25 protein-coding genes and 1 riboswitch are annotated in these 23,095 nt (G+C 68.4%); of the genes, 14 read left to right on the forward strand and 11 right to left on the reverse strand.

Annotated elements, in window-relative coordinates; translation table 11 throughout:
• Window positions 1-79: 79 nt before the first annotated feature.
• Window positions 80-325: riboswitch (cobalamin riboswitch) on the reverse strand.
• Window positions 326-347: 22 nt separating this feature from the next.
• From SNE35_RS13735 to dusA, 4 genes are all read right to left on the reverse strand, one after another.
• Window positions 348-1,313, reverse strand: a complete 966-nt coding sequence (locus SNE35_RS13735; RefSeq protein WP_320423480.1) for a PEPxxWA-CTERM sorting domain-containing protein — start codon at window positions 1,311-1,313, stop codon at window positions 348-350.
• Window positions 1,314-1,456: 143 nt separating this feature from the next.
• Entirely contained in the window at window positions 1,457-2,704 is a 1,248-nt protein-coding gene (locus SNE35_RS13740) for a DEAD/DEAH box helicase (protein ID WP_320423481.1), read from the reverse strand.
• Between the two features lie 8 nt (window positions 2,705-2,712).
• Window positions 2,713-3,282, reverse strand: coding sequence for a methylated-DNA--[protein]-cysteine S-methyltransferase (locus SNE35_RS13745; RefSeq protein ID WP_320423482.1), 570 nt, complete (start codon window positions 3,280-3,282; stop codon window positions 2,713-2,715).
• A gap of 7 nt (window positions 3,283-3,289) precedes the next feature.
• Window positions 3,290-4,261: a tRNA dihydrouridine(20/20a) synthase DusA gene (dusA, locus tag SNE35_RS13750; protein ID WP_431312739.1), complete on the reverse strand. Its 972-nt coding sequence runs from the start codon at window positions 4,259-4,261 to the stop codon at window positions 3,290-3,292.
• Window positions 4,262-4,438: 177 nt separating this feature from the next.
• Here dusA and ribD point away from each other — a divergent pair, with 177 nt between their 5' ends.
• The 9 genes from ribD to tolA all read left to right on the forward strand — a co-directional run bounded on the left by ribD (window position 4,439) and on the right by tolA (window position 11,401).
• Window positions 4,439-5,545, forward strand: a complete 1,107-nt coding sequence (ribD, locus tag SNE35_RS13755) for a bifunctional diaminohydroxyphosphoribosylaminopyrimidine deaminase/5-amino-6-(5-phosphoribosylamino)uracil reductase RibD (protein WP_320423484.1) — start codon at window positions 4,439-4,441, stop codon at window positions 5,543-5,545.
• 32 nt (window positions 5,546-5,577) lie between these two features.
• The gene (gene ribBA / locus SNE35_RS13760) at window positions 5,578-6,672 is read left to right on the forward strand and encodes a bifunctional 3,4-dihydroxy-2-butanone-4-phosphate synthase/GTP cyclohydrolase II (protein ID WP_320423485.1); all 1,095 of its coding nucleotides are present in this window, start codon (window positions 5,578-5,580) and stop codon (window positions 6,670-6,672) included.
• Between the two features lie 19 nt (window positions 6,673-6,691).
• Window positions 6,692-7,156, forward strand: a complete 465-nt coding sequence (gene ribH / locus SNE35_RS13765; protein WP_320423486.1) for a 6,7-dimethyl-8-ribityllumazine synthase — start codon at window positions 6,692-6,694, stop codon at window positions 7,154-7,156.
• Complete coding sequence (gene nusB, locus SNE35_RS13770) at window positions 7,147-7,650, forward strand: transcription antitermination factor NusB (RefSeq protein WP_431312749.1); 504 nt, start codon at window positions 7,147-7,149, stop codon at window positions 7,648-7,650. The genes ribH and nusB overlap by 10 nt, the downstream gene beginning before the upstream one ends.
• 24 nt (window positions 7,651-7,674) lie before the next feature.
• Window positions 7,675-8,862, forward strand: a complete 1,188-nt coding sequence (locus SNE35_RS13775; protein ID WP_320423488.1) for a pyridoxal phosphate-dependent aminotransferase — start codon at window positions 7,675-7,677, stop codon at window positions 8,860-8,862.
• Window positions 8,859-9,269, forward strand: coding sequence for a tol-pal system-associated acyl-CoA thioesterase (gene ybgC / locus SNE35_RS13780; protein ID WP_320423489.1), 411 nt, complete (start codon window positions 8,859-8,861; stop codon window positions 9,267-9,269). Before SNE35_RS13775 ends, ybgC begins: the two co-directional genes overlap by 4 nt.
• Complete coding sequence (gene tolQ, locus SNE35_RS13785) at window positions 9,266-9,961, forward strand: protein TolQ (RefSeq protein ID WP_320423490.1); 696 nt, start codon at window positions 9,266-9,268, stop codon at window positions 9,959-9,961. The genes ybgC and tolQ overlap by 4 nt, the downstream gene beginning before the upstream one ends.
• An 85-nt stretch (window positions 9,962-10,046) precedes the next feature.
• A complete protein-coding gene (locus SNE35_RS13790) occupies window positions 10,047-10,490 on the forward strand; it encodes an ExbD/TolR family protein (protein ID WP_320423491.1) in 444 nt (147 codons plus the stop codon).
• Entirely contained in the window at window positions 10,487-11,401 is a 915-nt protein-coding gene (tolA, locus tag SNE35_RS13795; protein WP_320423492.1) for a cell envelope integrity protein TolA, read from the forward strand. The genes SNE35_RS13790 and tolA overlap by 4 nt, the downstream gene beginning before the upstream one ends.
• 1 nt (window position 11,402) lies before the next feature.
• Here the strand turns inward: tolA and SNE35_RS13800 are convergent, their stop codons facing one another.
• The 6 genes from SNE35_RS13800 to SNE35_RS13825 all read right to left on the reverse strand — a co-directional run bounded on the left by SNE35_RS13800 (window position 11,403) and on the right by SNE35_RS13825 (window position 16,547).
• The gene (locus SNE35_RS13800) at window positions 11,403-12,200 is read right to left on the reverse strand and encodes a hypothetical protein (protein WP_320423493.1); all 798 of its coding nucleotides are present in this window, start codon (window positions 12,198-12,200) and stop codon (window positions 11,403-11,405) included.
• Between the two features lie 109 nt (window positions 12,201-12,309).
• The gene (locus SNE35_RS13805) at window positions 12,310-13,938 is read right to left on the reverse strand and encodes a caspase family protein (protein ID WP_320423494.1); all 1,629 of its coding nucleotides are present in this window, start codon (window positions 13,936-13,938) and stop codon (window positions 12,310-12,312) included.
• 240 nt (window positions 13,939-14,178) lie between these two features.
• Window positions 14,179-14,661, reverse strand: a complete 483-nt coding sequence (locus SNE35_RS13810; RefSeq protein WP_320423495.1) for a DoxX family protein — start codon at window positions 14,659-14,661, stop codon at window positions 14,179-14,181.
• A 29-nt stretch (window positions 14,662-14,690) separates the two neighbouring features.
• Entirely contained in the window at window positions 14,691-15,395 is a 705-nt protein-coding gene (locus SNE35_RS13815) for a DNA-binding domain-containing protein (protein ID WP_320423496.1), read from the reverse strand.
• Window positions 15,392-16,228: an MbnB/TglH/ChrH family RiPP precursor modification enzyme gene (locus SNE35_RS13820; RefSeq protein WP_320423497.1), complete on the reverse strand. Its 837-nt coding sequence runs from the start codon at window positions 16,226-16,228 to the stop codon at window positions 15,392-15,394. The genes SNE35_RS13815 and SNE35_RS13820 overlap by 4 nt, the downstream gene beginning before the upstream one ends.
• A gap of 34 nt (window positions 16,229-16,262) precedes the next feature.
• Window positions 16,263-16,547, reverse strand: coding sequence for a BufA1 family periplasmic bufferin-type metallophore (locus SNE35_RS13825; RefSeq protein ID WP_320423498.1), 285 nt, complete (start codon window positions 16,545-16,547; stop codon window positions 16,263-16,265).
• Window positions 16,548-16,641: 94 nt separating this feature from the next.
• Between SNE35_RS13825 and SNE35_RS13830 the strand changes: the two genes are divergently transcribed.
• Together SNE35_RS13830 and SNE35_RS13835 are read left to right on the forward strand one after the other, a co-directional pair.
• Window positions 16,642-17,217, forward strand: coding sequence for a sigma-70 family RNA polymerase sigma factor (locus SNE35_RS13830; RefSeq protein ID WP_320423499.1), 576 nt, complete (start codon window positions 16,642-16,644; stop codon window positions 17,215-17,217).
• Window positions 17,217-17,405 (forward strand): anti-sigma factor family protein, encoded by a 189-nt coding sequence (locus tag SNE35_RS13835; RefSeq protein ID WP_320423500.1) that lies wholly within the window; start codon window positions 17,217-17,219, stop codon window positions 17,403-17,405. Before SNE35_RS13830 ends, SNE35_RS13835 begins: the two co-directional genes overlap by 1 nt.
• 12 nt (window positions 17,406-17,417) lie before the next feature.
• Here the strand turns inward: SNE35_RS13835 and pcp are convergent, their stop codons facing one another.
• A complete protein-coding gene (pcp, locus tag SNE35_RS13840; protein WP_320423501.1) occupies window positions 17,418-18,104 on the reverse strand; it encodes a pyroglutamyl-peptidase I in 687 nt (228 codons plus the stop codon).
• A gap of 52 nt (window positions 18,105-18,156) precedes the next feature.
• Here pcp and SNE35_RS13845 point away from each other — a divergent pair, with 52 nt between their 5' ends.
• The 3 genes from SNE35_RS13845 to selD all read left to right on the forward strand — a co-directional run bounded on the left by SNE35_RS13845 (window position 18,157) and on the right by selD (window position 23,095).
• On the forward strand, window positions 18,157-20,721 hold the full coding sequence (locus SNE35_RS13845; RefSeq protein ID WP_320423502.1) for a GspE/PulE family protein: 2,565 nt from the start codon (window positions 18,157-18,159) through the stop codon (window positions 20,719-20,721).
• A gap of 144 nt (window positions 20,722-20,865) precedes the next feature.
• Entirely contained in the window at window positions 20,866-22,032 is a 1,167-nt protein-coding gene (locus tag SNE35_RS13850; RefSeq protein WP_320423503.1) for a GAF domain-containing protein, read from the forward strand.
• A complete protein-coding gene (gene selD, locus SNE35_RS13855) occupies window positions 22,025-23,095 on the forward strand; it encodes a selenide, water dikinase SelD (protein ID WP_320423504.1) in 1,071 nt (356 codons plus the stop codon). Before SNE35_RS13850 ends, selD begins: the two co-directional genes overlap by 8 nt.

The raw sequence follows: 23,095 nt of genomic DNA on the forward strand, positions 1-23,095 counted from the left end.
GGCTGCCGAGAACGACCGACCAGCCTCCATGCCCTCACCGTCTTCCCCGACGGCCTGTGGGCGTACGTGCCGCGCGCGAACGCGCGGCGCCTCGTTGGCCGGTATCCGGGCTGGTGGACAGACTTGCCAAAGCCTTCCCAGGCGCGTGTTCAGAACGCCCAGTGGCTGTGTGATGGAAAGTTGAATCCGCGAGGATTCGTCCACTTACCGTTGCGGGGGCAGCTCAGGTTGGGACCTCGCCAGCGATGCGGCCCGGTCCTCCCTGATTCCCGTTGAACTGCGGCGCGTGAACCACGCCGCGAGCACCAACGGGGCGGATTCTACGGTGCGAAAGACTCCCGGCCGCGTCAGGCCTGCCGCGCCCTGCTCCGCGAGCGCCGGGCCGCACCGCCGACGAGCGCGAAGCCCGTCAACATCAGCACAAAGGTGGCCGGCTCCGGCACGGCCGCGATGCTGAAGTGATAGAGCGCCACGCCGCTGACCCCGTCGACGGCCTCGCGGTTGAGCACATTGAGCGTGACGTTGCCGCTGGCGTCCTGCGCGAACGAAAGGCCCTCGATCTCCTGCGGCGCGCCAAGGTTGATGCTGAACAAGTCTTCGACCGCACCCGTCTTCACGTTGGTGCGATAGATCTCCTTCTCGGCGCCGTCCGACGACATGTACATCCAGTCGCCGAACAGCTTGCCGCCCTGCACCTGATCGAGGTTGTGCGAGAGCGGCACGTATTCCTTGAAGCTCCAGTCGGCCAGGTTGTAGACGCTCAACTGCGTTGCGTTGTCGTACGCCATGCCGTAGCCCAGGCCGGCAGCCGCATCCACGGCGACCCAGCTGGCAATGTCCTGCACGCCGCCGGGCGCGGTCAGCGCGTAGGACTGGCCGGTATAGGTCAAGGTGGTCGCGTCATACAGCGCGATGACCGGCGTGTTGTACTTGCCGCCGCCTGGCTGGTCGGCGGTCGAAGAGTCGAGTGCGATGTACAGCGTGTTGCCTGCGACGTCCAGGTCACCGATGTGGTTCAAGCCCTTCGGCGCCGCTGCAGACGGGTTGAACAGCTCGGCCGGAATCGCCGGATTGACGTTCTGGACGCGGTTGAACGCGGCGTCCGTGCGCTCCAGGCCGTTGCTCGAGGAAAAGATCCACGACGACCCGGTCCAGACCAGGCCCTGGCCCTTGGCGCTGGCGGCCGAGCCGGTGAAACGGTCCACACCGGTCTGCACCCAGGTCTCGGCGAGCGCGTTACCCGCCATCACGGCGATAGCGGCGACGCAGAGCGCCTTGGACAGGTGGGGTTTGAAAACTGCTTTTGCGTTCATGGGAGTCTCTTGGGGAGTGATGCAGGCGGGATGCCTGCGCCTGAAACTACCGGCGGGAAGCGTCAGGTCCATGACGCACCGCATCCATCCGGCGCATGCGTCCGCGCCGGATGGACAACCCCCCAAGCGAATCTGCGGCGGCCTTAGAGTTCCCGACCGGCCGCCCCAGCTGCAGCAGCCGCGGCCCGCAGCTTGTCCTTCTTGCTCGGTCGCTTGCCCTTCACGCCGCCGGTGGCCAGCGCCTCGCTGGCGACTTCCTTCGGCTCGAAGCCGGCCACCTGCTCGCGCGGCACGCGCTGGCCCTGGCGCTTCTCGATCAGGCGAAAGTGGGCTTCGGCGTCGGCCGGGACGAAGCTCACCGCGACGCCGGTGGCGCCAGCGCGGCCGGTTCGGCCGATGCGGTGCGTGTAGTCGGCAGCGGCGCGCGGCAGGTCGTAGTTGACGACGGCTGGCAGCTCGGGAATGTCCAGGCCGCGGGCCGCGAGGTCGGTCGCCACCAGCACGGCCACCTCGCCGCTCTTCAGCGCGGCCAGCACCTTGGTGCGGGCGCCCTGGCTCAGCTCGCCGTGCAACGACGCGGCCTTGATGCCCTTGGCCCACAGCTTGTCAGCAACGTGTTCGGTGGCGTACTTGGTGGCGACGAAGACCAGCGCGCGGGTCCAGCCCTCGGTCTCCAGCAGGTGGCGCAGCAGCGGCGTGCGGTCGGCCGTGTCCACATGGATCGCGCGCTGCTGGATCGCGTCGGTGCGCACCGGCTCCGGCGCGATCTCGATGCGCTCGGGCTCGTGCAGCAGGCCATCGGCCAAGCTGCGCACGGCCGGCGCGAAGGTGGCCGAGAAGAACAGGTTCTGGCGCCGCGCCGGCAGCAGCGCGAGGATGCGCTGCAGTTCCTCGCTGAAGCCGAGGTCGAGCAGGCGGTCGGCCTCGTCGAGCACCAGCATCTGCACGCCGTCCAGGCGCAGCGCGTTATGGTCCACCAGGTCGAGGAAGCGGCCCGGCGTCGCGACGACGATGTCGCAGCCGCCGCGCAGACCCATCAGCTGCGGGTTGATCGACACGCCGCCGAAGGCGACGGCAATCTTCAGGCGCTGCGGCAACGAACGCGCCAGCTCACGCAGCACCTCGCCGGTCTGCACCGCCAGTTCGCGCGTCGGCGCCAGCACGATGGCAGTCAGCTGCCGCAGGCCCTGGCGCTCGATCACCCGCTGCAGCAGCGGCAGCGCGAAGGCGGCCGTCTTGCCCGAGCCTGTCTGGGCCAGACCGAGCACGTCGGCGCCGCGCAGGATCGCCGGGATGGCGGCCTCCTGGATCGACGTGGGGGCGTGATAGCCCTGCTGCTCGCGCACGGCGCGCACGAGTGCGGGCGCAAGGCCCAGCGTGTGGAATGACATCGTTGCTTTCAGAAAAGATCGGTCTGCTCGCCGGCCATCTGGCCGGCGGCGCGGGCTTCGATGCCCAGCAGCTTCAGCTTGGTCGTTATGCCGCCGTGTGCGGAGAAACCGGTGCCGACGCCACCACTGCCCATCACGCGGTGGCAGGGCACGATCGGTGCAAACGGATTGTGGCCCTCGGCCTGACCCACCGCGCGCGCCGCGCCGGGCTGGCCCAGGCGCGCGGCGACCTCGCCGTAGGTGAGCGTCTGGCCGACCGGGATGCGGCGCGTCAACGCGAGGACCTGGCGATTGAACTCGGGCACGCCGCTGTCGTCCAGCTCGACGGCAAGCAGCTCGTCGATGTCGTTGGTCTCGCCGGCCAGCAGGCGGCGCACGGCGATCATCGCGCGCAGCACGCTGGGCGGCGGCGCGGCCGATTCGCGGGCCATTGGGAAGCGGCCACGCATGCGGTCGCGCGTCTCGCCGGGCGTGGCTTCAGGCAGCTGCGAGCCCACGATCACGCCGCGCGCGTCCCAGGCGATGCCGCAGGCGCCCAGCGGCGTGTCATAGCAGTGGAATTCGATGGTGGCGCTCAAGCTTGCTTCAGGCCACCAGCTCGCGTGACGGCTCGGCCGCCACGCGCTCGACCTGCTCCAGCCGCGCCTTCGTCGCCAGCGCGGCCACCGCCGCGGGCGCCAGCGTCTTCAGCCTGTGGTCCGACCACACCTGCCGCCAGCGCCGCGCACCGGGCTGGCCGTTCCACAGGCCCAGCGAATGGCGCACCGCCTGCGGCCAGCGCTCGCCCTGGCGCTCCAGGTAAGCCACCCAGGCGGCTTCGACCTGCTCACGACTGAGGGCGGGACCGGCAGTGCCGAAGAAGCGTTCGTCCCAGCCGGTCATCTGCCAGGGCTCGTGATAGGCCTGGCGGCCGACCATCACGCCATCGACGTGCTGCAGCTGCTCGGCAATCTCATCGTCGCCCTTGACGCCGCCGTTCAGCACGATCGTCAGCGCCGGGAACTCCTGCTTGAGCCGGTGCACAAGTTCGTAGCGCAGCGGCGGGATCTCGCGGTTCTCCTTCGGCGACAGGCCCTGCAGCCAGGCATTGCGAGCATGGACGATGAAGACCTCGCAGCCGGCCTCCGCGATCTGGCCCACGAAGTCACGCACGAAGTCGTAGCTCTCGATGCGGTCGATGCCGATGCGGTGCTTGACCGTCACCGGAATCGAACAGGCATCGCGCATCGCCTTCACGCCGTCAGCCACCAGGGCCGGCTCGGCCATCAGGCAGGCGCCGAACGCGCCCTTCTGCACCCGCTCGCTGGGGCAGCCGCAGTTCAGGTTGACCTCGTCGTATCCCCACTGCTCTGCCAGCTTCGCGCAGGCCGCCAGATCGGCCGGCTCCGAGCCGCCCAGCTGAAGCGCAACCGGATGCTCCTCGTCGTTGAAATCCAGATGCCGCGGCTTGTCGCCATGCAGCAGCGCGCCGGTCGTCACCATCTCGGTGTAGAGCAAGGTGTGGCGGGTCAGCAGGCGGTGGAAGTAGCGGCAGTGGCGGTCGGTCCAGTCGAGCATGGGCGCGACGCTGAGCCTCCACGGACTGGCGGTGCTTGGGTTCGACAGGGAGGACAACGGATCGGACATTTCACATTCGCGCGCTTCGCATCGCAGTGGCGCGCGCACTTTTCCCGGGCAAGATCAAGGGTAGGCATTATCCCAGCCCTCGCGCCAACAGGCTCTAGACTGCCGGACATGTCCGAGCCGCAGTCCACCCTTTTCCCTGACGACCTCGCCGCCATGCGCCACGCGCTCGCGCTGGCGGAACAGGCCATCGGCTTGACCGATCCCAACCCGCGCGTCGGCTGCGTGATCGTGGCGCCCGATGGCCGCTTGCTCGGTGCCGGCCACACGCAGCCGGCTGGGCAGGCGCATGCAGAGGTGATGGCACTGCGCGATGCGGCGGCCCGCGGGACCGACGTCCGTGGCGCCACCGCCTACGTGACGCTGGAGCCCTGCTCCCACCACGGCCGCACGCCACCTTGCTGCGACGCGTTGATTGCAGCGGGCCTGGGGCGCGTCGTCGCGGCCGTCGGCGATCCGAACCCGCAGGTGGCCGGCCAGGGCATGGCGCGCCTGGCTGCCGCCGGCATCGCGACCGAGATGGGCCTGCTGGCCGAGGAGTCGCGCGAGCTGAACATCGGCTTCTTCTCGCGGATGCAGCGCGCGCGGCCCTTCGTGCGGATGAAGGTTGCCGCCTCGCTGGATGGCCGCACGGCCCTGGACAACGGCGTCAGCCAATGGATCACCGGCCCGGCCGCGCGGGCCGATGGACACGCCTGGCGCAAACGCGCCGGCGCCGTGCTGACCGGCATCGGCACCGTGCGCGAGGACGACCCGCGGCTGGATGTGCGCCTGGTGGAGACCGCGCGGCAGCCGCTGCGCGTCGTCATCGATTCGCGACTGGAGATCGATGCCGCGGCCAAGATCCTCGCGCCGCCCGGCGAGGTGCTGCTCTACGCCGCCGTGGACCGCGCGGCGCGCCCCGATCTGCACAACGAGATCGTCACCCTGCCCAACGCCAGCGGCAAGGTCGACCTGCTGCCGGTGCTGGAGGACCTGGGCCGGCGGGGCATCAACGAACTGCACGTCGAAGCCGGCCACAAGCTCAACGGTTCGCTGCTGCGCGAGGGCCTGGTCGACGAGTTGCTGGTCTACCTCGCGCCCAAGCTGATCGGCGATGGCCGCGGCATGGCGGCGCTCGGGCCGTTCACGACACTGGCCGACGCGATCGACGACTGGCAATTCGTCGACTGCACGCCCGTCGGCACCGACTTGCGGCTGAGGGCTCGCAAGATCTAAGGGTTTGCGCGGGCCACTTACAATCCCGCCCCATGCCCATATCACCCGTTTCCGAGCTGGTCGCCGAACTGGCGGCCGGCCGCATGATCATTCTGGTCGACGAGGAAGACCGCGAGAACGAAGGTGACCTCGTCATCGCCGCCGATCACGTCACCCCCGAAGCGATCAACTTCATGGCCAAGTACGGCCGTGGCCTGATCTGCCTGACAATGACCAACGAGCGCTGCGATCGCCTGCAGCTGCCGCCGATGGCCACCCGCAACGGCACCAAGCACGGCACGGCCTTCACCGTCTCGATCGAGGCCGCCACCGGCGTCAGCACCGGCATCTCCGCCGCCGACCGCGCCCGCACCGTGCAGGCTGCCGTGGCGCGCAACGCCGTCGCCGCAGACCTTGTCCAGCCCGGCCACATCTTCCCGCTGCGCGCGCAGGACGGCGGCGTGCTGATGCGCGCCGGCCATACCGAGGCCGGCTGCGACTTCGCCCGCATGGCCGGCCTGGAGCCTGCCGCGGTGATCTGCGAGGTGATGAACGACGACGGCACGATGGCCCGCCTGCCGGACCTGGAGAAGTTCGCCGCGGAGCACGGCCTGAAGATCGGCACCATCGCCGACCTGATCGAGCACCGCAGCCGCAACGAATCGCTGATCCGCAAGGTCGCGCAGCGCAAGCTGCAGACGGCCCAGGGCGAGTTCGACTGCCAGGTCTTCCGCGACCGCACCGGCGCCGTCCACCTGGCGCTGACGCACGGCGCCTGGACCACCGCCGACGACGTGCTGGTGCGCGTGCACGAGCCGCTGTCGATGCTGGATCTGCTGGAAGCCGGCCCCTGCTCGCACTCCTGGCCGCTGCCCGCCGCGCTGGCCGAGATCCGCAAGAGCAGCGCCGGCGTCGCCGTGCTGATGAACTGCGGCGAAGACGCCGACGGCATCGTCGGCCGCCTGCAGTCCACGCCGTCCGAGCCGCCCAAGGCCACGATGGACCTGCGCACCTACGGCGTCGGCGCGCAGATCCTGCGCGAGCTGGGCGTGCACCGGATGCGCCTGATGGGCAGCCCGCGCCGCATGCCCAGCATGACCGGCTACGGCCTCGAGGTCACCGGCTTCTTCTCCCCCAACGAACAATAACTAGAAGGATCGGCACACCATGCAAGGTTCCGACAAAGGTCAGGCCGCGTCGCTGGACGGCAGCAGCCTCGCGATCGGCATCGTCCAGGCGCGTTTCAACGCAGAGATCACCGGCCGGCTGGCCGAGACCTGCATCGCCGAACTGAAGGCGCTCGGCGTGGCCGAGAACAACATCCGTCACGTCACCGTGCCGGGCGCGCTGGAAGTGGGCGTCGCGCTCGACGTGATGGCCACCAGCGACCAGTACGACGCGCTGATCGCCCTGGGCTGCATCATCCGCGGCGAGACCTACCACTTCGAGCTGGTGTCCAACGAGAGCGGCGCTGCGGTCACCCGGGTGTCGCTGGACAACCAGTTGCCGATCGCCAACGCGATCCTGACGGTGGAGAACGAAGAGCAGGCGCGCGTCCGCGCCGAGGTCAACGGCCGCGAGGCCGCCCGCGTGGCCGTCGAGATGGCCAACCTGATGGAAGCATTGCAGTGAGCGAGAACACCCAGAAGCCGGCCGCCAAAACCGGCGCGAAACCCGCTGCAAAACGGGCCCCGGCCAAGTCCGCCCGCCGCCGCTCGCGCGAGGCCGCATTGCAGGGCCTCTACCAGTGGCTGCTGACCGGCGACGAAGTCGGCGCGATCGACGCCCACACGCGCGAACAGGAAGGCTTCGGCAAGATCGACAAGGCGCACTACGACGCGCTGCTGAACGGCTGCATCACCGAAGCCGCTGACCTCGACGCCGTGCTGGCCCGCCACGTCGACCGCAAGACCACCGAGCTGAGCCCGATCGAGCACGGCGTGCTGATGATCGGCGCCTACGAGCTGAAGCACTGCGTCGACATCCCCTACCGCGTCGCGATCAACGAGGCGGTGGAACTCGCCAAGTCCTTCGGCGGCACCGACGGCCACAAGTACGTCAACGGCGTGCTGGACCGCGCCGCCGCCGACCTGCGCCCGCAGGAAGTCGCAGCGAATAAACGCTGATCACGCAACGCCCACGCAGACCGGATGAAGCTGGCCGACCGGCTCGACCACATCGAGCCCTTCTACGTGATGGAGTGCGCCAAGGCCGCGGCGGAGATCGCGCGCGGTCCCTTGTGCGACCCGGCCCTGGGTGGCCGGCCGATGATCTACCTGAACATCGGTGAACCGGACTTCGGTGCGCCCGAGGGCGTTCAGCAGGCTGCCGCCGCCTGCATCGAGAGCGGCCGCACGCAGTACACGCCCGCCACCGGCCTGCCGGCGCTGCGCGACAAGCTCTCGGCCTGGTACCGCGAGCACTTTGGCCTCGACATCGCACCCGAGCGCATCGTCATCACGGCCGGTGCCTCGGCGGGGCTGCAACTGGCCTGCCTGGCCTTGTTCCAGCGCGGCGACCAGGTGCTGATGCCAGACCCCTGCTATCCGTGCAACCGGCATTTCGTCGCCGCTGCGGATGCCGAGGCCGTGCTGCTGCAGGCCGGCGCGGCGCAGCGTTTCCAGCCCAGCGCCGCGCAGGTGCGCGATGCGTGGACCGAATCGACCCGCGGCGTGCTGCTGGCCTCGCCCAGCAACCCGACCGGCACCTCGATCGAGCCCGACGAGATGCGTGCGATCGTCGAGGCGGTGCGCGAGCGCGGCGGCGTGACGATCGTCGACGAGATCTACCTGGGCCTCAGCTACGACGAGCGCTTCAGCCACAGCGCGCTGGCCTTCGGCGACGACGTGATCTCCGTCAACAGCTTCAGCAAGTACTTCGGCATGACCGGCTGGCGCCTGGGCTGGCTGGTGCTGCCGCCCGCGCTGGTGGCGCCGGTGGAGAAGCTGGCGCAGAACCTCTTCATCTGCGCGTCGAGCATCGCTCAGCACGCAGCACTGGCCTGCTTCGAACCGACGGCGATCGCCGAGTACGAGCGCCGCCACGAGGCCTTCCGTGCCCGCAGGGACTACGTGGTGCCGGCCCTTCAGGCCCTGGGCCTGAAGGTTCCCGTGATGCCCGACGGCGCGTTCTACGCCTGGATCGACTGCTCCGCCTTCACCGACAGCTCCTGGGACTTCGCCTTCGAGCTGATGGAGAGCGCGCAGATCGCGCTGACGCCGGGCCGCGACTTCGGCCGCGCGGGTTCCGAGCGCTGGCTGCGCCTGTCTTTCGCCAGCAGCATGGAGCACCTGCAGGAAGCCATCGCCCGGCTGGCCGGAGTCCTGCAGCGGCGATGAGCGCTTTCATCCACCCGATCCGCGTCTATTGGGAAGACACCGATGCCGGCGGCATCGTCTTCTATGCGAACTACCTGAAGTTCTTCGAGCGCGCGCGCACCGAATGGCTGCGCGGCCTGATCGATCTCGGCCAGGAGCGCATGAAGCAGGAACTCGGCGCGATGTTCGTCGTCAGCGAGACCAGCATCCGCTACCTGAGCCCGGCCCGGCTTGACGATCTTTTACAGGTCAGCGTCGAGGTCCGCGAAGCGGGCCGTGCGAGCATGACCCTTTTCCAGCAGGCCAGCCTCGACGGCACCCTTCTTGCCGAAGGCACGATCCGCATCGGCTGCGTTTCCCCTGCTAACCTGAAACCCGTGCGCATCCCCGCGCCCATCCTCGACGCTCTGAAGAAGAAGAGTCCATGAACCAAGACCTTTCCATCGTCGCGCTGATCGCGCATGCCAGCTTCACCGTGCAGCTGGTGATCGGCATGCTGCTGCTGGTCTCGCTGGCCAGCTGGAGCGTGATCTTCGGCAAGCTGATCTCGCTGTCGAAGATCAGCAACAGCAACGCCGCCTTCGAGCAGGAGTTCTGGTCCGGCAAGAACCTCAACGAGCTGTACAACGGCGTCGCCGGCAAGAACAACGGCTCGCCGCTGGAGCGCATCTTCGCCTCGGGCATGCGCGAATTCCTGAAGCTGCGCGAGCGCCGCGTGTCCGACGCCACCGCCCTGCTCGATGCATCGCGCCGCGCGATGCGCGCCAGCTTCCAGCGCGAACTGGATGCGATGGAGAGCAACCTCTCCTTCCTCGCCTCGGTGGGCTCGGTGAGCCCGTACGTGGGCCTGTTCGGCACCATCTGGGGCATCATGCACGCCTTCGTCGGCCTGTCCAACCTCACGCAGGTGACGCTCGCCACCGTGGCGCCGGGCATCGCGGAAGCGCTGGTGGCCACCGCGATCGGCCTGTTCGCCGCGATCCCCGCGGTGCTCGCCTACAACCGCTTCGCCCGCCAGATCGACCGCAGCGCAATCACGCTGGAGACCTTCATCGAGGAGTTCTCCAACATCCTGCAGCGCAACGCCGGCACCCCGGCACCCGCTGGCGCGAACCACTAAAACATGAAGCCCCCACGCTCACTTCGTTCACTGCCCCCCGAGGGGGCGCAGGCCTCCCTTGGGGCGGCCCTGCGGGAGTCCTGACATGGCCGCAATCGCCTCCCGCGGCCGGGGCCGCCGCCGCACGATCAACGAGATCAACATGGTGCCCTTCATCGACGTGATGCTGGTGCTGCTGATCATCTTCATGGTCAGCGCGCCGCTGATCACGACGGGCGTCGTCGACCTGCCCAGCGTCGGCCGCAGCAAGGCGCAGCCGGCGCATGTGGTGCACATCACAGTCGGCACCGATGAGAAGCTCAAGCTGAAGGTCGACGAAGGCGACGAGGCCGGCGTCACGTTGAAGGTGCTGGCTGAGCGCGTCAAGGCCGCGCAGGCCGGCGACGACCAGACGCCGGTGGTCATCTCGGCCGACAAGGCCGTCAAGTACGAGGCCGTCGTCAAGGTGATGGACGTGCTGCAGACGGCGGGCATCCCGCGCGTCGGCTTGGCGGTGCGCAATTCCGGGGCGCCCGCCGAGAAGCTGTGACCGCCGCCGCATTCCAACGCCGCGGGCGCGATCCGTTCCGCCCGCCCGAGGCCCCGGGCCTGGGCCGCGGCATGGTCTTCGCGCTGGTCGCGCACGTGCTGCTGGTGGTCGCGATCAGCGCCAACATCCAGTGGCGCACGAAGACGCTGCCGACCGCCGAGGCCGAGCTGTGGTCCGCCGTGCCGCAGGCCGCCGCGCCGAAGGAGGTGCTGCCGCCGCCCGAGCCGGAACCGGAGGTCAAGCCCACCCCGAAACCGCCCGAGCCGCAGCCGCCCAGCGCCGAAGAGATCAAGGCCCAGCGCGACGCCGATATCGCCATCGCCAAGCAGAAGAAGCAACGCGAGGACGACGAGGCGAAGAAGCGCCTGGCCGAGCAGGAAGAACTGAAGAAGCAGAAGGCGCTGAAGGACAAGGCCGAGAAAGACAAGGCGGACAAGGAACGCCTGGAGAAGGACAAGGCCGACAAGCTCAAGGCCCAGCAGCAGCAAGCGCAGCAGGACAAGGCCAAGGACGCCAAAGCCCAGAAGGACGCAGACGCCAAGCGCGAGGCGCAGCGCCAGGACAATCTGAAGCGGATCATGGGCATGGCCGGCGCCAGCGGCGGCGAGAACGCTCGCGGCACCGCGCAGAAGAGCTCAGGCCCATCGGCAACCTACGGCGGTCGCGTCGTCGCCCGCGTGAAGCCCAACATCGTCTACGGCGACGTCCCGGCCGGCAACCCGGCCGCCGAGGTCGAGGTGCGCGTGGCGCCGGACGGCACGATCATCGGCCGCAAGATCATCAAGGCCAGCGGCCTGCCCGACTGGGACAGCGCCGTGCTGCGCGCGATCGACAAGACCGAAACCCTGCCGCGCGACACGGACGGCACGGTGCCCTCGGTGCTCGTGATCAGCTTCAGGCCGCGCGATTGAGTCAGAACGACGCGATCAGGCCGACGACCGGGCCCTGCGTCGTGCTCTGGGCCCTCACGCTCTGCGAGGAAATCAGCGTCGGCGGCGTGGTGGTCGACAAGGTCTGCAACTCGATCGAGTTGATATCCACCACCTGGATCCGGTAACCGAACTGCATGGACAAGCCGCTGAGGCCGAGCATCTTCTGCTCGCCGTCGAGCTTGTAGGCCAGGCCGAGCTCTGCGACGCGATAGCTGCCGTGGTACTTGCTCTTCGAGCTTCCCAGGTCGGCCGTTTCCCTCAGCGGGCCGTAGGCCAGGTTGCCGTAGAGCGCCAGCGGCCCCTGCAACTGCGATGAAGCGCTCAGGCCGATCAGCAGGCCGTCAAGCTTGTACGAGCCCTTCAGGCCCGTCAGCGCCGTTGCCTCCGCGGTGGCGCCCTGGTCGATCGTGCCGTGCTTGTAGACCAGCGAAGCCGCGAAATTCGGCGACAGCGCGTAAGCGAAGTTGACGTCCAGTTCCTTTCGGTGGATCTTGTCGCCGACCGCCAGTCCTTGGCTCGAGTAGCCGGTGCTCGGCGCGAAGGTCGTCGCCAGCGTGAACGCGCCATAGCGCAGGCCGAACACGGTCAGCGGCATCACTGTCGTACCCGACACCGGCGTGGCCAGCGAAGACTGGACGACCGGCACCGGATTGGCCGGGTTCGGTATCACGATCTTGGCATCGGCCATCGATTCCTGCCAAGTCGAGACCCACAGCCGCTCGCCGATGAAGAAGTTCACGGTCGGCTTCGCGTCCTCGGCCGGCGCGTCTTGCGCCATGGCGGCCCCGCAGGAGGCCAGCGAACATGCCGCCAGCAGGATTTTCGACGCACACAGTTGTCCCTGTCCCATCATCCCTCCCTCGTTCCCCGTTGCTGAAATGGTCCTGTCAGAAGGACGGGATGATGGCCGGGCGAACCTTACTCTCGGCGGAATCCCTGTCCTTCAGCATCTTCTTCTGATCGGCGTTCGTCTTCTCCAGCGCAATGATCCGCTGCCTCAACTGCTCGAGTTCCGAGGTCTTGGCCTGGAAGGTGGAGATCTGGGCCTTCAGGCCGGCGATTTCCTGCTCCCGGTCAGACGAGCGGTCCATCAGCTCCGCAGTGTTGCGCTCATCCCGGGCCTGCTGCAGCGCCTGGCGCAGCCGCGCCAGTTCGGCATTGGCCTTCGCCGACTCGTTGCCAGCCGAGCTGGCACTGCTCGTGGCAGCCTCGATCCGACGCTCCAACGCCGTGATGTTGGCGTCACGGCTAGCGGCCTGGGTGCGCAGCCGCGCGTTCTCGTCGCTCAGCGCCTTGACACGCTGTTCCGCATCCAGGCTCTGGCGCCGGACCTCGTCGATCTCCTTCGTCACGCGCAGCCGGTCGGCGTTCTCGCGTTCGAGCACGGCGATGCGCTGGCGGTAGTTCTCAAGTTCGGCCGTCTGGCTCTTGAACGACTCGATCTGCCGGTGCAGGCCATCGACTTCCGCATTCCTTCGGGCAACCTCCGCCTTCAGGCCCTCGGCTTCCTTCTGCTCCTTCAGCGCCGCCGCCAACGCCGCCTTCAGCCGCTCCAGGTCGGCGCGGTCACCACTGGTCTTGTCGCCGGCAGCAGCCACGTCCTTGTTCAGCAGGCCGATCTTCGATTCGAGCGACGCAATGTTGCGCTCCCGCTCTTCGGTCTGGCGCTTGAGCCGGGCATTCTCCTCGTTGAGCACCTCAATCCGCCTCACGGCTTCGGCGCTCTGCCGCGCGATCTCTTCCATCTTGGCGAGCACAGCCGGGTTCTCACAACCCGCCAAGCAGTAGTCACCCGAGAACGACGAACTGCGATAGGGCACCTGCAGGTATTTGTATTGATTGCGCGCCTCGTCCTCGACACCCAGCGCCACCACGCGGAACAGTTCGTCCAGCTTGCGCCCGGGCTCACCGATGTGGGCCAGCAGGTGCTTGGTGAACAGGCCGTTGCTATCGCGGCCGTCAAGCGCGCGGCTGTTCGGCGCCGTGGCATAGACGAGCACCGTCCCCAGCGGCGGATCGACGCGCGCCAAGCCTTCGCTCATATTGCCCGAGGCGGCGAATGGGTTGTCGCGGCACGCGTCGAGCACGACGATGTTCGGCGAACTCTTGGCGCTCGCCAGGCTGCGCAGCAGGTAGCCGAGGTTCAGGCTGTCGTCTTCCATGTCCAGCGACGCTTCGGCGCTGACCGAGGTCGGCAGCAGGAAGTTCTCGCCGTTGATCTGCACGCCGTGGCCGGCGTAGTAGATGAAGCTGGCCGTGTGCGGGTTCAACTGCACAGCGAAATTCCTGACGGCCTGGCGGAACTCGGCCTTGGTCGCCAGGTCGTAAAAGCAACTGACCTCGAAGTCCAGCTCGCGCAGCGACTTGCACATATCCCGCGCGTCGTTGACCGAGTTCTTCAGCTGCGGAATATTGGCATAGGCAGCGTTGCCGATGACCAGCGCGAACTTGCGGGTGGAGGCGATGTCGGGACTCCGCAGGTCCACCTTGCCCTGGACGGCACGCGCGTCTGCCACCACGTTCCTGACCACCGCCCGCGATGCGTCAACCGATTGCGCGACTCCGGTCCGCGCGAAGCCCAGACACCCGAGCAGCAACGCCGCGACGCCGCATAACTGCTGTTTCAGGTGGAGCTTGCGGGGCTTCATGAACGGCTTTGCACATCCCTAGATCAAGGCCCAATTTATGTAACACGAGGCAACAGGTCGGCAACCCAGGCAAACCCTGGACGGTGAATAGCGCCGAGAGCCAGGTCATCACTTCGTCCAAAGACGCAGCCCCGCATCCACCGACCATCGCCCCCCACCCCACAGCAGCACGCACGCGATCAACACGCCCCACAAATGATGCCCGGCCAGCGCCGCCGGGGCGATTTCCTCCAGGCTCAATACGGCCATCACGTTGACGACGCTGAGCCCGGCCGCAGCGAAGCGCGAAGCCAGGCCGACGATCAGCAGCGACGACAGGCCCAGTTCGCCAGCCGTGCCCATATAGGCCGCCAGCTCGGGCGGCAGCAGCGGCACGTGGTATTCGTCTTGAAACAGCGCCAGTGTCACAGACCAGTCACGGATCTTCGTCAGGCCCGAGAGCATGAAGACCTGGGCGACGTAGAGGCGCGCGCCCAGCAGCGCGAGCGATTGCACATGGCTCAGCGCCAGGCGGATCCAGCGCGGCAGGCGCAGTGGCTCGTCGAGGCCGGGATCGATGAAGAAGCGGGCGATGCCGCCGATGAAGTTCATGGCATGGTGTCCTTGTTCGTTGTGATCGTTCAGAGCAGGTATGCGGCCTGCAGCAGGTCTTCGCGCAACGCGGTCTGCAACCAGGCGCCGAAGTCGAAATCGGCTTGCGCCGCGAGGGCCGCATCCAGCGCCGCCGCCAGATCGATGCCGGACTGCAGCGCCTGCAGCAACGCCGCTTCGCCATCGCCGAGTGGCCGCGACGCACCGCGCCAGCCCTGGCGCCAAACGAGCAGCGGCCCGGCGGATTGCGCGCCCAGCACTTGCAAGCCCGGCCGCAGTCGCAGGCCCACCCGCGATGGATCGGCTGTGGCCAGCAACTGCAGGGACGCTGCATCGAGCGCGGTGTCAGCCGCGCGCTCCGCTTCGTGCAGTGCCCATTCGAGTCGCGCCAGATCCAGCGGCGCTTCCTCGACGCCCGGCTGGGCCGCAAGGAAGGTGGCAAGACCTGCCCCCCACAGCGCGAGGTCGCCATGCACCGGCGGCGCCTGGCGCCAGAAGGCCCAGGCCATGCCGCCGAAGGAGTCGGCGCCGAGCCATTCACGCAATTGCGGGAACACGGCGGCGAGCGCCTTCGCGGACAGCGCCCGTGCGTTGAGCCGGTAAGCGTCGAGACCGCGCGCGACGCCGCCTTCGATGCTGGCCAGTGGAGCAAGACCCGGAACATCGCCCTGCCTCGCGAGCACCGCCTGCACCAGCGCCTGCTGCCGGGCCGCGAGATCCTGTTCGTCGCTCATGTGCCCTGTCCCAGTTGCGAGGCAGCGCGTGCGGCCTCGTCCAGCAGCACGTCGAGCGCCGGCACATCGGTGTCCCACTCGATCAGGCCCGGCACGCGCCCGAAGCGCCGCAGCGCATGGGCGTGCACCTCCCAGACCGGGTCGGACACGCGGCTGCCATGGTCGTCGATGACGATGCCGGGCAGTTCCGCGTGGCCGGCCAGGTGGATCTCGCCGACCTCGATGCCGTCGCGCAGCGCGTCGATCCAGGCGCAGGCCCGGCGGACGGCTTCCTCGCCAGGCGCCGCACCGCCGTTGCGTGCATTGACGACGAGGTTGTTGACGTCCAGCAGCAGCGCGCAGCCGCTGCGCCGCGTCAGCTCGTTGAAGAACTCCGGCTCGGCCAGCGTGTCATCACTCCAGGCCAGGTAGGCGCTGAGGTTCTCGACCAGCAGCGGCCGGCGCAGCCGCTCCTGCACCTGCTGGACGTTGCGCACCATGGTGCGCAGGCCGGCCTCGCTGAAAGGCACCGGCAGCAGGTCGTTGGCATGCAGACCGGAACCCACTCGAGCGAAAGAGGCGTGGTCCGACACCCGCACCGGCTCGATCCACTCGACCAGCGCGGCCAGCCGCTCCAGGTGCCAGGGATCGAGCCCGCTGGCCGACCCCAGCGACAGGCCCACGCCGTGCAGGCTCACCGCATAGTGTTCGCGTCCAGCCGCCAGCACCGCCAGCACGGCACCGCCTTCGGCGAAGAAGTTCTCCGAGTGGACCTCGATGAAACCTAGCGGCGGCCGGCGCTCGAGCAGGGCCTCGTAGTGCGGCTGGCGCCAGCCGATGCCGATGGATTCCACCGCTGAAAGCCCTGCGAGTCCTGCTTCGGTCCGTTTACTTCTTGGCCTTGGCCTTCGCTTCCGCGGCGCTCATGCCACCGGCGCTCTTGCAGGTGCCCTTCTCCACGTACTTCCAGTCGTCGGCCGCCATGTCCATCTTGGCCTGGCCGGCGCAGGAGTGCGAACCGCTCAGGTTGGCGCAATCGTTCTGGCCGGCCTTGGCGATGCCGTAGCACTTTTCCTTCGGCTGGTCGGCGGCCGAAGCGGTGCCGGCCAGGCCCAGTGCGAGGACGGCGGCGAAGGCCGAGGCGACGATCTGCTGTTGGGAAGACTTGCTCATCATGATCTCCTTGAGGGTGGTGGAAAGAATTCGAAATGTCTGGAAGACGAGGCTCTGTCGTGCGTCATGCATCACTCCTTACACTGCGCGCACCATGAATGACGACATTGCCTCGCGGCTCGAATCGCTGCGCCCGCAACTGCTGAAATACGCGCGACTGCAACTGCGCAACACGGCCTGGGCCGAGGACGCGGTGTCCGAGACCTTGCTGGCGGCGATCGAGAAGCCGCAGAGCTTCGCCGGACAGTCGCAGTTGAAGACCTGGCTGGTGGGCATTCTCAAGCACAAGCTGATCGACCAGATCCGCCGCAACAGCAAGGAAATGTCGACGACGAGCGCCGAAGACGGCGTGGACCTCGACGACGATCTCTTCGCCGCCGACGGCCATTGGCGCGAACAGCCGCAGGACTGGGGCGACCCCGAACACGTGCTGCGCCAGCTGGACTTCATGCGCGTACTGGAGGCCTGCGTCGAGCACCTGCCCGGCCAGCAGGGCCGCCTTTTCATGATGCGCGAATGGCTGGAGCTGGAGACCGAAGAGATCTGTAAGGAACTGGCGATCAGCCCGACCAATCTGTGGGTCATGCTGCACCGCGCACGCCTGAGGCTGCGCGAATGCCTGCAGCTGAACTGGTTTGGCGGCGCCGCGGCGACGGGAGGTGCGAAGTGATGTTGGGCCCGAACTGCCGGGAAGTGACGAGGCGGGTGCTGCTGGCGGAGGAGACGCGACTCTCTCTGCGCGAGCGCCTGGGTGTGCGCTTCCACATGCTGATCTGCAAGGCCTGCCCCACCTTCGCCGAGCAGTTGGCGCTGATGCGGCGCGCCAGCGCGCGCTGGCGCCGCTACAGCGAAGAGTAGCTTCGCACCGGCTCAGGAAATCGCCCCGGCCGCCTCGCGCAGGTCGCCGCCGGCGTTCGCCAGGGCCAGCTCCAGCGCCAGGCGCACACCCTCGCGCATCGCCTCCAGCCCCAGGCTCGGCGCCGCGCCGAACGGGCCGCCGGGCAGGCGCGCCGATTGCTCCGGCAGGTAGGGAATGTGCATGAAGCCGCTGCGCACCTGCGGCCGGTCCCGCAGCAGGTGCTGGAGCCCGTAGAACACATGGTTGCAGACAAAGGTGCCGGCGGTCTGGGAGACCCCGGCCGGATGACCCGCCGCCCGCAGGCCGGCCGCCATCGCCTTGATGGGCAAGGTGCTGAAGTAGGCCGCCGGACCGCCAGCGACGACCGGTTCGTCGACGGGCTGAGCGCCCGCGTTGTCGGGGATGCGGGCATCGTCCACGTTGATGGCCACCCGTTCCAGCGACAGCTCGCTGCGCCCGCCGGCCTGCCCGAGGGCCAGCACCAGCACCGGATCCAGTTCGTCCAGATAGGCCTTCAGCCGCGTCAGTGCGACGCCGAAAATGCAGGGCAACTTACGCACATGGATGACGGCGCCGTCGGAAAATGCCACTCCGTTGAGGTAACGTGCTACTTCCCAGGAGGGATTGACCGTCTCTCCACCGAAGGGCTCGAAGCCGGTGACCAGAATTCTTGCGTTGTCCATCACGGAAGTGTGCATGATGGCGCAGCAAGTGGCGCGACACGCTGGCCCGCACCCGGAGAATTGCTGAATGCCCGATCTGCCCGACCTGTCCGTACCGCTGGCCTGGAGCCTTGAGGACCCAGCCCCCACGCCGCCGCGCGGCAATGCGCCCGCGCCGTCGTCCGCCGCACCCGCTCCCGCATCACGCGGCGGTGACGGCTTCCAGTGGCCCACACCGCCCTACGCGCCCTACCCCCGGCCGCAAGCGCAGACGGCGCCCGAACCCTGCGAGATCCTCGGGCTGAACAACAGCCGCAGCACCGGCCACGTGATCCTGGTCGCGGCGCACGAGCGCGTCGCGCAGATCAATGTGCCGCCGGCGCGCAGCGCCGTGCCGCTGAAGTTCAGCCAGTTCCGCGCACTGAAGCTGCTGCGCCCGATCGCCGCCCAGCCGCGTGGCAGTGCCGAGGGCGAGCTGGACCAGCGCCCGCGCGTCGGCTTCACCCTGCATTTCATCGGCGGCGGCGAGATGAAGGGCTCGACGATCGGCCACCACGAGGACGAACTGGGCCTGTTCCTGTTCCCGCCCATCTCGGAGACCGATGACGCCGTGCTGCGCGTGTTCGTGCCGCGCGAGGTGCTGGAGCGCTTCGAGATCGGCGAGCGCATCGGCGATGTGCTGGTGCGCGACCAGGCGGCCACGACCGAGCAGGTCGAGTCCGTGGCGAACGAGCAGAACGACCTGCGCCATCGCCGCGTCGGCGACATCCTCGTCGCCCGCCAGGTCGTCTCGGCCGACCAGCTGATGCACGCGATCGCCCAGCAGGCCAAGATGCCGATGGTGCGCATCGGCGAGGCCCTGCTGGCGCTGGACCTGATTTCCGAAGACCAGCTCGCGCAGGCGCTGGAACAGCAGCAACAGGACCGCTCGGTGCCGCTGGGCGAACTGCTGGTGCGCAAGGGCATCGTCACGCGGCAGCAGCTGCAGTCGGCGCTGGCGCGCAAGATGGGCTATCCGCTGGTGGACATCGAGACCTTCCCGGTCGAGCCGGACGCCATCGCCAAGATGCCGCAGGCCGTGGCACGGCGGCTGGAGATCCTGCCGCTGGTGGTGCGCGACGGGCGGCTCATCGTGGCGATGGAAGACCCGACGCGGCGCGTCGCCATCGACGAGGCCGAGTTCATCTCGCAGCTCAAGGTCACGCCCACGCTGACCAAGATCGGCACGCTGCAGTTCGCGATCCCGCGCGCCTACGAACGCTTCGGCGGTGAGAAGCTCTCTCCCGAGTCGGTGCTGCCCGACTTCACGCCTGACTTCAGCTTCGACAACGCCGACAAGCTGATCGAATCGCTGGAGCGCGACAGCAGCGAGCGCCACCAGCGCGAGGAAGAGCAGCAGATCGAGCAGAGCGACAACTCGCTGGTGCGGCTGATCAACTCGATGATCATCGAGGCCTACCAGCAGGGCGTGTCCGACATCCACATCGAGACCCACCCGGGCCGCGAGAAGCTGAAGATCCGCTTCCGCCGCGACGGCGTGCTGCAACCCTATCTGGAGCTGCCGCACACCTACCGCAACGCGATGATCGCGCGCATCAAGATCATGTGCGACCTCGACATCTCCGAGCGCCGCAAGCCGCAGGACGGCAAGATCAACTTCGCCAAGTATTCGGCCCAGCACAAGCTGGAGCTGCGCGTCGCCACGATCCCGACCAACAACGGCCTCGAAGACGTGGTGATGCGCCTGCTGTCCTCGGCCAAGCCGATCCCGCTGGAGCGGCTCGGCCTGACGGAGAGCAACCTCTCGCAACTGCGCCAGGCCATCGAGCGGCCCTACGGCATGGTGCTGTGCGTGGGCCCGACCGGCTCGGGCAAGACGACCACGCTGCACTCCGCGCTGGCCGAGATCAACAAGCCCGAGCGCAAGATCTGGACGGCCGAGGACCCGGTCGAAATCACGCAGATGGGTCTGCGCCAGGTGCAGGTGAACGCGCGTATCGACTGGACCTTCGCCAAGGCACTGCGCGCCTTCCTGCGTGCCGACCCGGACGTGATCATGGTGGGTGAAATCCGCGACAAGGAAACCGCCGAGATCGCCGTCGAAGCCTCGCTGACCGGCCACCTGGTGATGTCCACGCTGCACACAAACAGTGCGCCCGAGACCGTCACCCGGCTGCTGGACATGGGCATGGACCCGTTCAACTTCGCAGACTCGCTGCTGGCCGTGCTGGCCCAGCGCCTGGTGCGCAAGCTGTGCGGCGCGTGCAAGACGGCCGAGCCGCTGCCGGCAGCGGCCCAGACCGAGTACCTGGACGATTTCCTGGGCAGCTTCCCCGACGACGCCCGCCCGGACCGCGACGAACTGCTCGCCAGCTGGGTCCAGCGCCACGGCAAGAACGGCCGCCTCGTCCACTATCACAGCCGCGGCTGCGGCGAGTGCGGCGGCAGCGGCTACAAGGGCCGCGTGGGCCTGCACGAGTTGCTGGTCGTCACCCGCGCACTGCGCCGCCAGATCCAGACCGGCGCACGCGCCGAGGAGCTGCTGCACACGGGGATGGCCGAGGGTATGCGCACCCTGCGCCAGGACGGCATCGTCAAGGTGCTTCAGGGCAATACCTCCATGGCCGAGGTGCGCGCCACCAGCAACGCCTGAACGGGCGCCGGGACGGCGGCGGTGAAGATTCCCGCCGCCGGAATGACCGGCATGCCGTCAGCTCATCTCAATGCCTATTGCCAGCGGGCCGAGCTTCACAGATAGTCGGTCGCTCGACACAGAACAGCAAAGGGGGAGACGGTCTTGGAGTTGCCAAACAGCTATCGGCCCGCGGCAGCCGCCGGCCCGATCCAGGCGCAGGACGCCGCCCACCCGCAGACCATCCTCAGCTCGCATGAACGCAGCCTCGCGTTCGGCCTGCTGCCCCAGCACCCCGCCGATCTCACCCGCCTGGAGCCCGCCGCGCTGCAGGAACTCCAGCACCGCAACGCACGCCTGTGCGCGCAGGCGCTGCCGGTGATGGAGATGCTGCACGAGCAGCTCACCCACGCGCAGAGCATGGTGCTGTTGACCGATGCCAGCGGCGTCGTGCTGCACGCGCTGGGCGATGCCGGCTTCCTGCAGAAGGCGCAGACGGTGGCGCTGGCGCCCGGCGCGCTGTGGTCGGAAGCCCGCAAGGGCACGAACGCCGTCGGCACCGCGCTGATGACCGAGCGCCCCACCCTCGTCCACGGCCAGGAGCATTTCCTGAAGGCCATGCATTTCCTGACCTGTTCCGCCGCGCCGATCTTCGACCACAAGGGCGCGCTGCTGGGCGTCATCGACGTCTCCGGCGACCGCCGCTCCTACCACCCGCACACGCTGGCACTGGCCGGCATGGCGGCGCGCCTGATCGAGGCGCAGTGGTTCGCCGACAAGTTCCGCCAGCACCTGCGCCTGCACTTCCACCCGAGCCCGGCGAGCCTGGGCACCCTGCACGAATGCGTGCTGGCCCTGGACGAAGCCGGCGGCGTGCTGGGCGCGAACCGCCGCGCGATCGAACTGCTCGGCGCCACCGCGCCGCACCTGCGCCGCGAAAGCGTGCAGAGCCTGTTCGGCCTGCCGCTGGGCCGCATCGCTGACCGCAGCCGCCAGCAGGATGCGCAAGGCCTGCCGCTCACCCTGCTGCGCAACGGCATGCCCGCACTGCAGATCCATGCCAAGCTGAGCTTCAACCGCATGGCGATGAACGGCGCCGTCGCGCCCGAGCCCGAGGCAGAGCCGCTGCCGATCGTCGTGCCCGCGCCGGCGCCTATCCAGTCAGCCTCGACCGTCCTCTCGCTGCGCGACACCGAGCTGAAGACGATCCAGGCCGCGCTCAACTCCTGCGGCGGCAATCTCTCGCTGGCCGCGCGCCAATTGGGCATCGGCCGCAGTACTCTCTACCGCAAACTGAAAGGGGGCGGGCTCGTATCATCGCCGCATGGCTGATACGACGACTCCCTCCTCGCCGGAACCCCGGCTCAGTTCCCTCTCGCACGGCGGCGGTTGCGGCTGCAAGATCGCGCCGGCGGTGCTGTCGGAGATCCTGAAGAACAGCGGCGCCAGCAGCGTGATCCCGCCGCAGTTGCTGGTCGGCATCGAGACCGCCGACGACGCTGCCGTCTACCAGCTCAACGACGAGCAAGCCCTGGTCGCGACGACCGATTTCTTCATGCCCATCGTCGACGATCCGTTCGACTTCGGCCGCATCGCCGCCACCAATGCGATCAGCGACGTCTACGCGATGGGTGGCAAGCCCATCCTCGCGCTGGCCCTGGTGGGCATGCCGGTCAAGGTGCTGTCGCCGCAGACGATCGGGCGCATCCTGGCCGGCGGCCAGTCGGTCTGCGCGGCGGCCGGCATCCCGATCGCCGGCGGCCACACGATCGATTCGGTGGAGCCGATCTACGGCCTCGTCGCCCTGGGCCTCGTGCACCCGAAGCGCGTCAAGCGCAACGCCGATGCCAGGCCCGGCGACGTGCTCGTGCTCGGCAAGCCGCTGGGCGTGGGCGTGCTGTCCGCCGCGCTGAAGAAGAACGCGCTCGACGCCGCCGGCTACGCCCGCATGATCGAGTGCACGACCCGGCTGAACACGCCCGGGCCGGACCTGGCCGCCATCGACGGCGTCCATGCGCTGACCGACGTCACCGGCTTCGGCCTCGCCGGCCACGGCCTGGAACTGGCGCGCGGCGCCAAGGCCCGAGTGGTCGTCGACTGGCAGCAGGTGCCGCTGCTCGACGGCGCCCGGGCGCTGGCCTCGCAGGGCTTCATCACCGGCGCCTCCGGCCGCAACTGGGACAGCTATGGGCGCGAGGTGCTCCTGCCCGACGGCTTCGCGGCCGAAGACGCGGCCCTGCTGTCCGACCCGCAGACCAGCGGCGGCCTGCTCGTCTCCTGCGATCCCGAGACCCTGCCCGCCGTGCTCGCCACCTTCGCGCGTCATGGCTTCGCCGACGCGGCCGTGATCGGCCGCATCGAGGCAGGCGCACCGGGCCTCGACATCAGGGCCTGA

It is taken from the genome of Roseateles agri, assembly GCF_034043675.1.
GTDB lineage: Bacteria > Pseudomonadota > Gammaproteobacteria > Burkholderiales > Burkholderiaceae_C > KK5.

What these genes read in the sequence shown, in the direction of transcription:
- SNE35_RS13735 (WP_320423480.1), bottom strand. Translation starts at nt 1,313, where the DNA reads ATGAACGCAAAAGCAGTTTTCAAACCCCACCTGTCCAAGGCGCTCTGC.
- SNE35_RS13740 (WP_320423481.1), bottom strand. Translation starts at nt 2,704, where the DNA reads ATGTCATTCCACACGCTGGGCCTTGCGCCCGCACTCGTGCGCGCCGTG.
- dusA (WP_431312739.1), bottom strand. Translation starts at nt 4,261, where the DNA reads ATGCTCGACTGGACCGACCGCCACTGCCGCTACTTCCACCGCCTGCTG.
- ribD (WP_320423484.1), top strand. Translation starts at nt 4,439, where the DNA reads ATGTCCGAGCCGCAGTCCACCCTTTTCCCTGACGACCTCGCCGCCATG.
- ribBA (WP_320423485.1), top strand. Translation starts at nt 5,578, where the DNA reads ATGCCCATATCACCCGTTTCCGAGCTGGTCGCCGAACTGGCGGCCGGC.
- ribH (WP_320423486.1), top strand. Translation starts at nt 6,692, where the DNA reads ATGCAAGGTTCCGACAAAGGTCAGGCCGCGTCGCTGGACGGCAGCAGC.
- SNE35_RS13775 (WP_320423488.1), top strand. Translation starts at nt 7,675, where the DNA reads ATGAAGCTGGCCGACCGGCTCGACCACATCGAGCCCTTCTACGTGATG.
- ybgC (WP_320423489.1), top strand. Translation starts at nt 8,859, where the DNA reads ATGAGCGCTTTCATCCACCCGATCCGCGTCTATTGGGAAGACACCGAT.
- tolQ (WP_320423490.1), top strand. Translation starts at nt 9,266, where the DNA reads ATGAACCAAGACCTTTCCATCGTCGCGCTGATCGCGCATGCCAGCTTC.
- SNE35_RS13790 (WP_320423491.1), top strand. Translation starts at nt 10,047, where the DNA reads ATGGCCGCAATCGCCTCCCGCGGCCGGGGCCGCCGCCGCACGATCAAC.
- SNE35_RS13800 (WP_320423493.1), bottom strand. Translation starts at nt 12,200, where the DNA reads ATGGCGCAAGACGCGCCGGCCGAGGACGCGAAGCCGACCGTGAACTTC.
- SNE35_RS13810 (WP_320423495.1), bottom strand. Translation starts at nt 14,661, where the DNA reads ATGAACTTCATCGGCGGCATCGCCCGCTTCTTCATCGATCCCGGCCTC.
- SNE35_RS13815 (WP_320423496.1), bottom strand. Translation starts at nt 15,395, where the DNA reads ATGAGCGACGAACAGGATCTCGCGGCCCGGCAGCAGGCGCTGGTGCAG.
- SNE35_RS13825 (WP_320423498.1), bottom strand. Translation starts at nt 16,547, where the DNA reads ATGAGCAAGTCTTCCCAACAGCAGATCGTCGCCTCGGCCTTCGCCGCC.
- SNE35_RS13830 (WP_320423499.1), top strand. Translation starts at nt 16,642, where the DNA reads ATGAATGACGACATTGCCTCGCGGCTCGAATCGCTGCGCCCGCAACTG.
- SNE35_RS13835 (WP_320423500.1), top strand. Translation starts at nt 17,217, where the DNA reads ATGTTGGGCCCGAACTGCCGGGAAGTGACGAGGCGGGTGCTGCTGGCG.
- pcp (WP_320423501.1), bottom strand. Translation starts at nt 18,104, where the DNA reads ATGCACACTTCCGTGATGGACAACGCAAGAATTCTGGTCACCGGCTTC.
- SNE35_RS13845 (WP_320423502.1), top strand. Translation starts at nt 18,157, where the DNA reads ATGCCCGATCTGCCCGACCTGTCCGTACCGCTGGCCTGGAGCCTTGAG.
- selD (WP_320423504.1), top strand. Translation starts at nt 22,025, where the DNA reads ATGGCTGATACGACGACTCCCTCCTCGCCGGAACCCCGGCTCAGTTCC.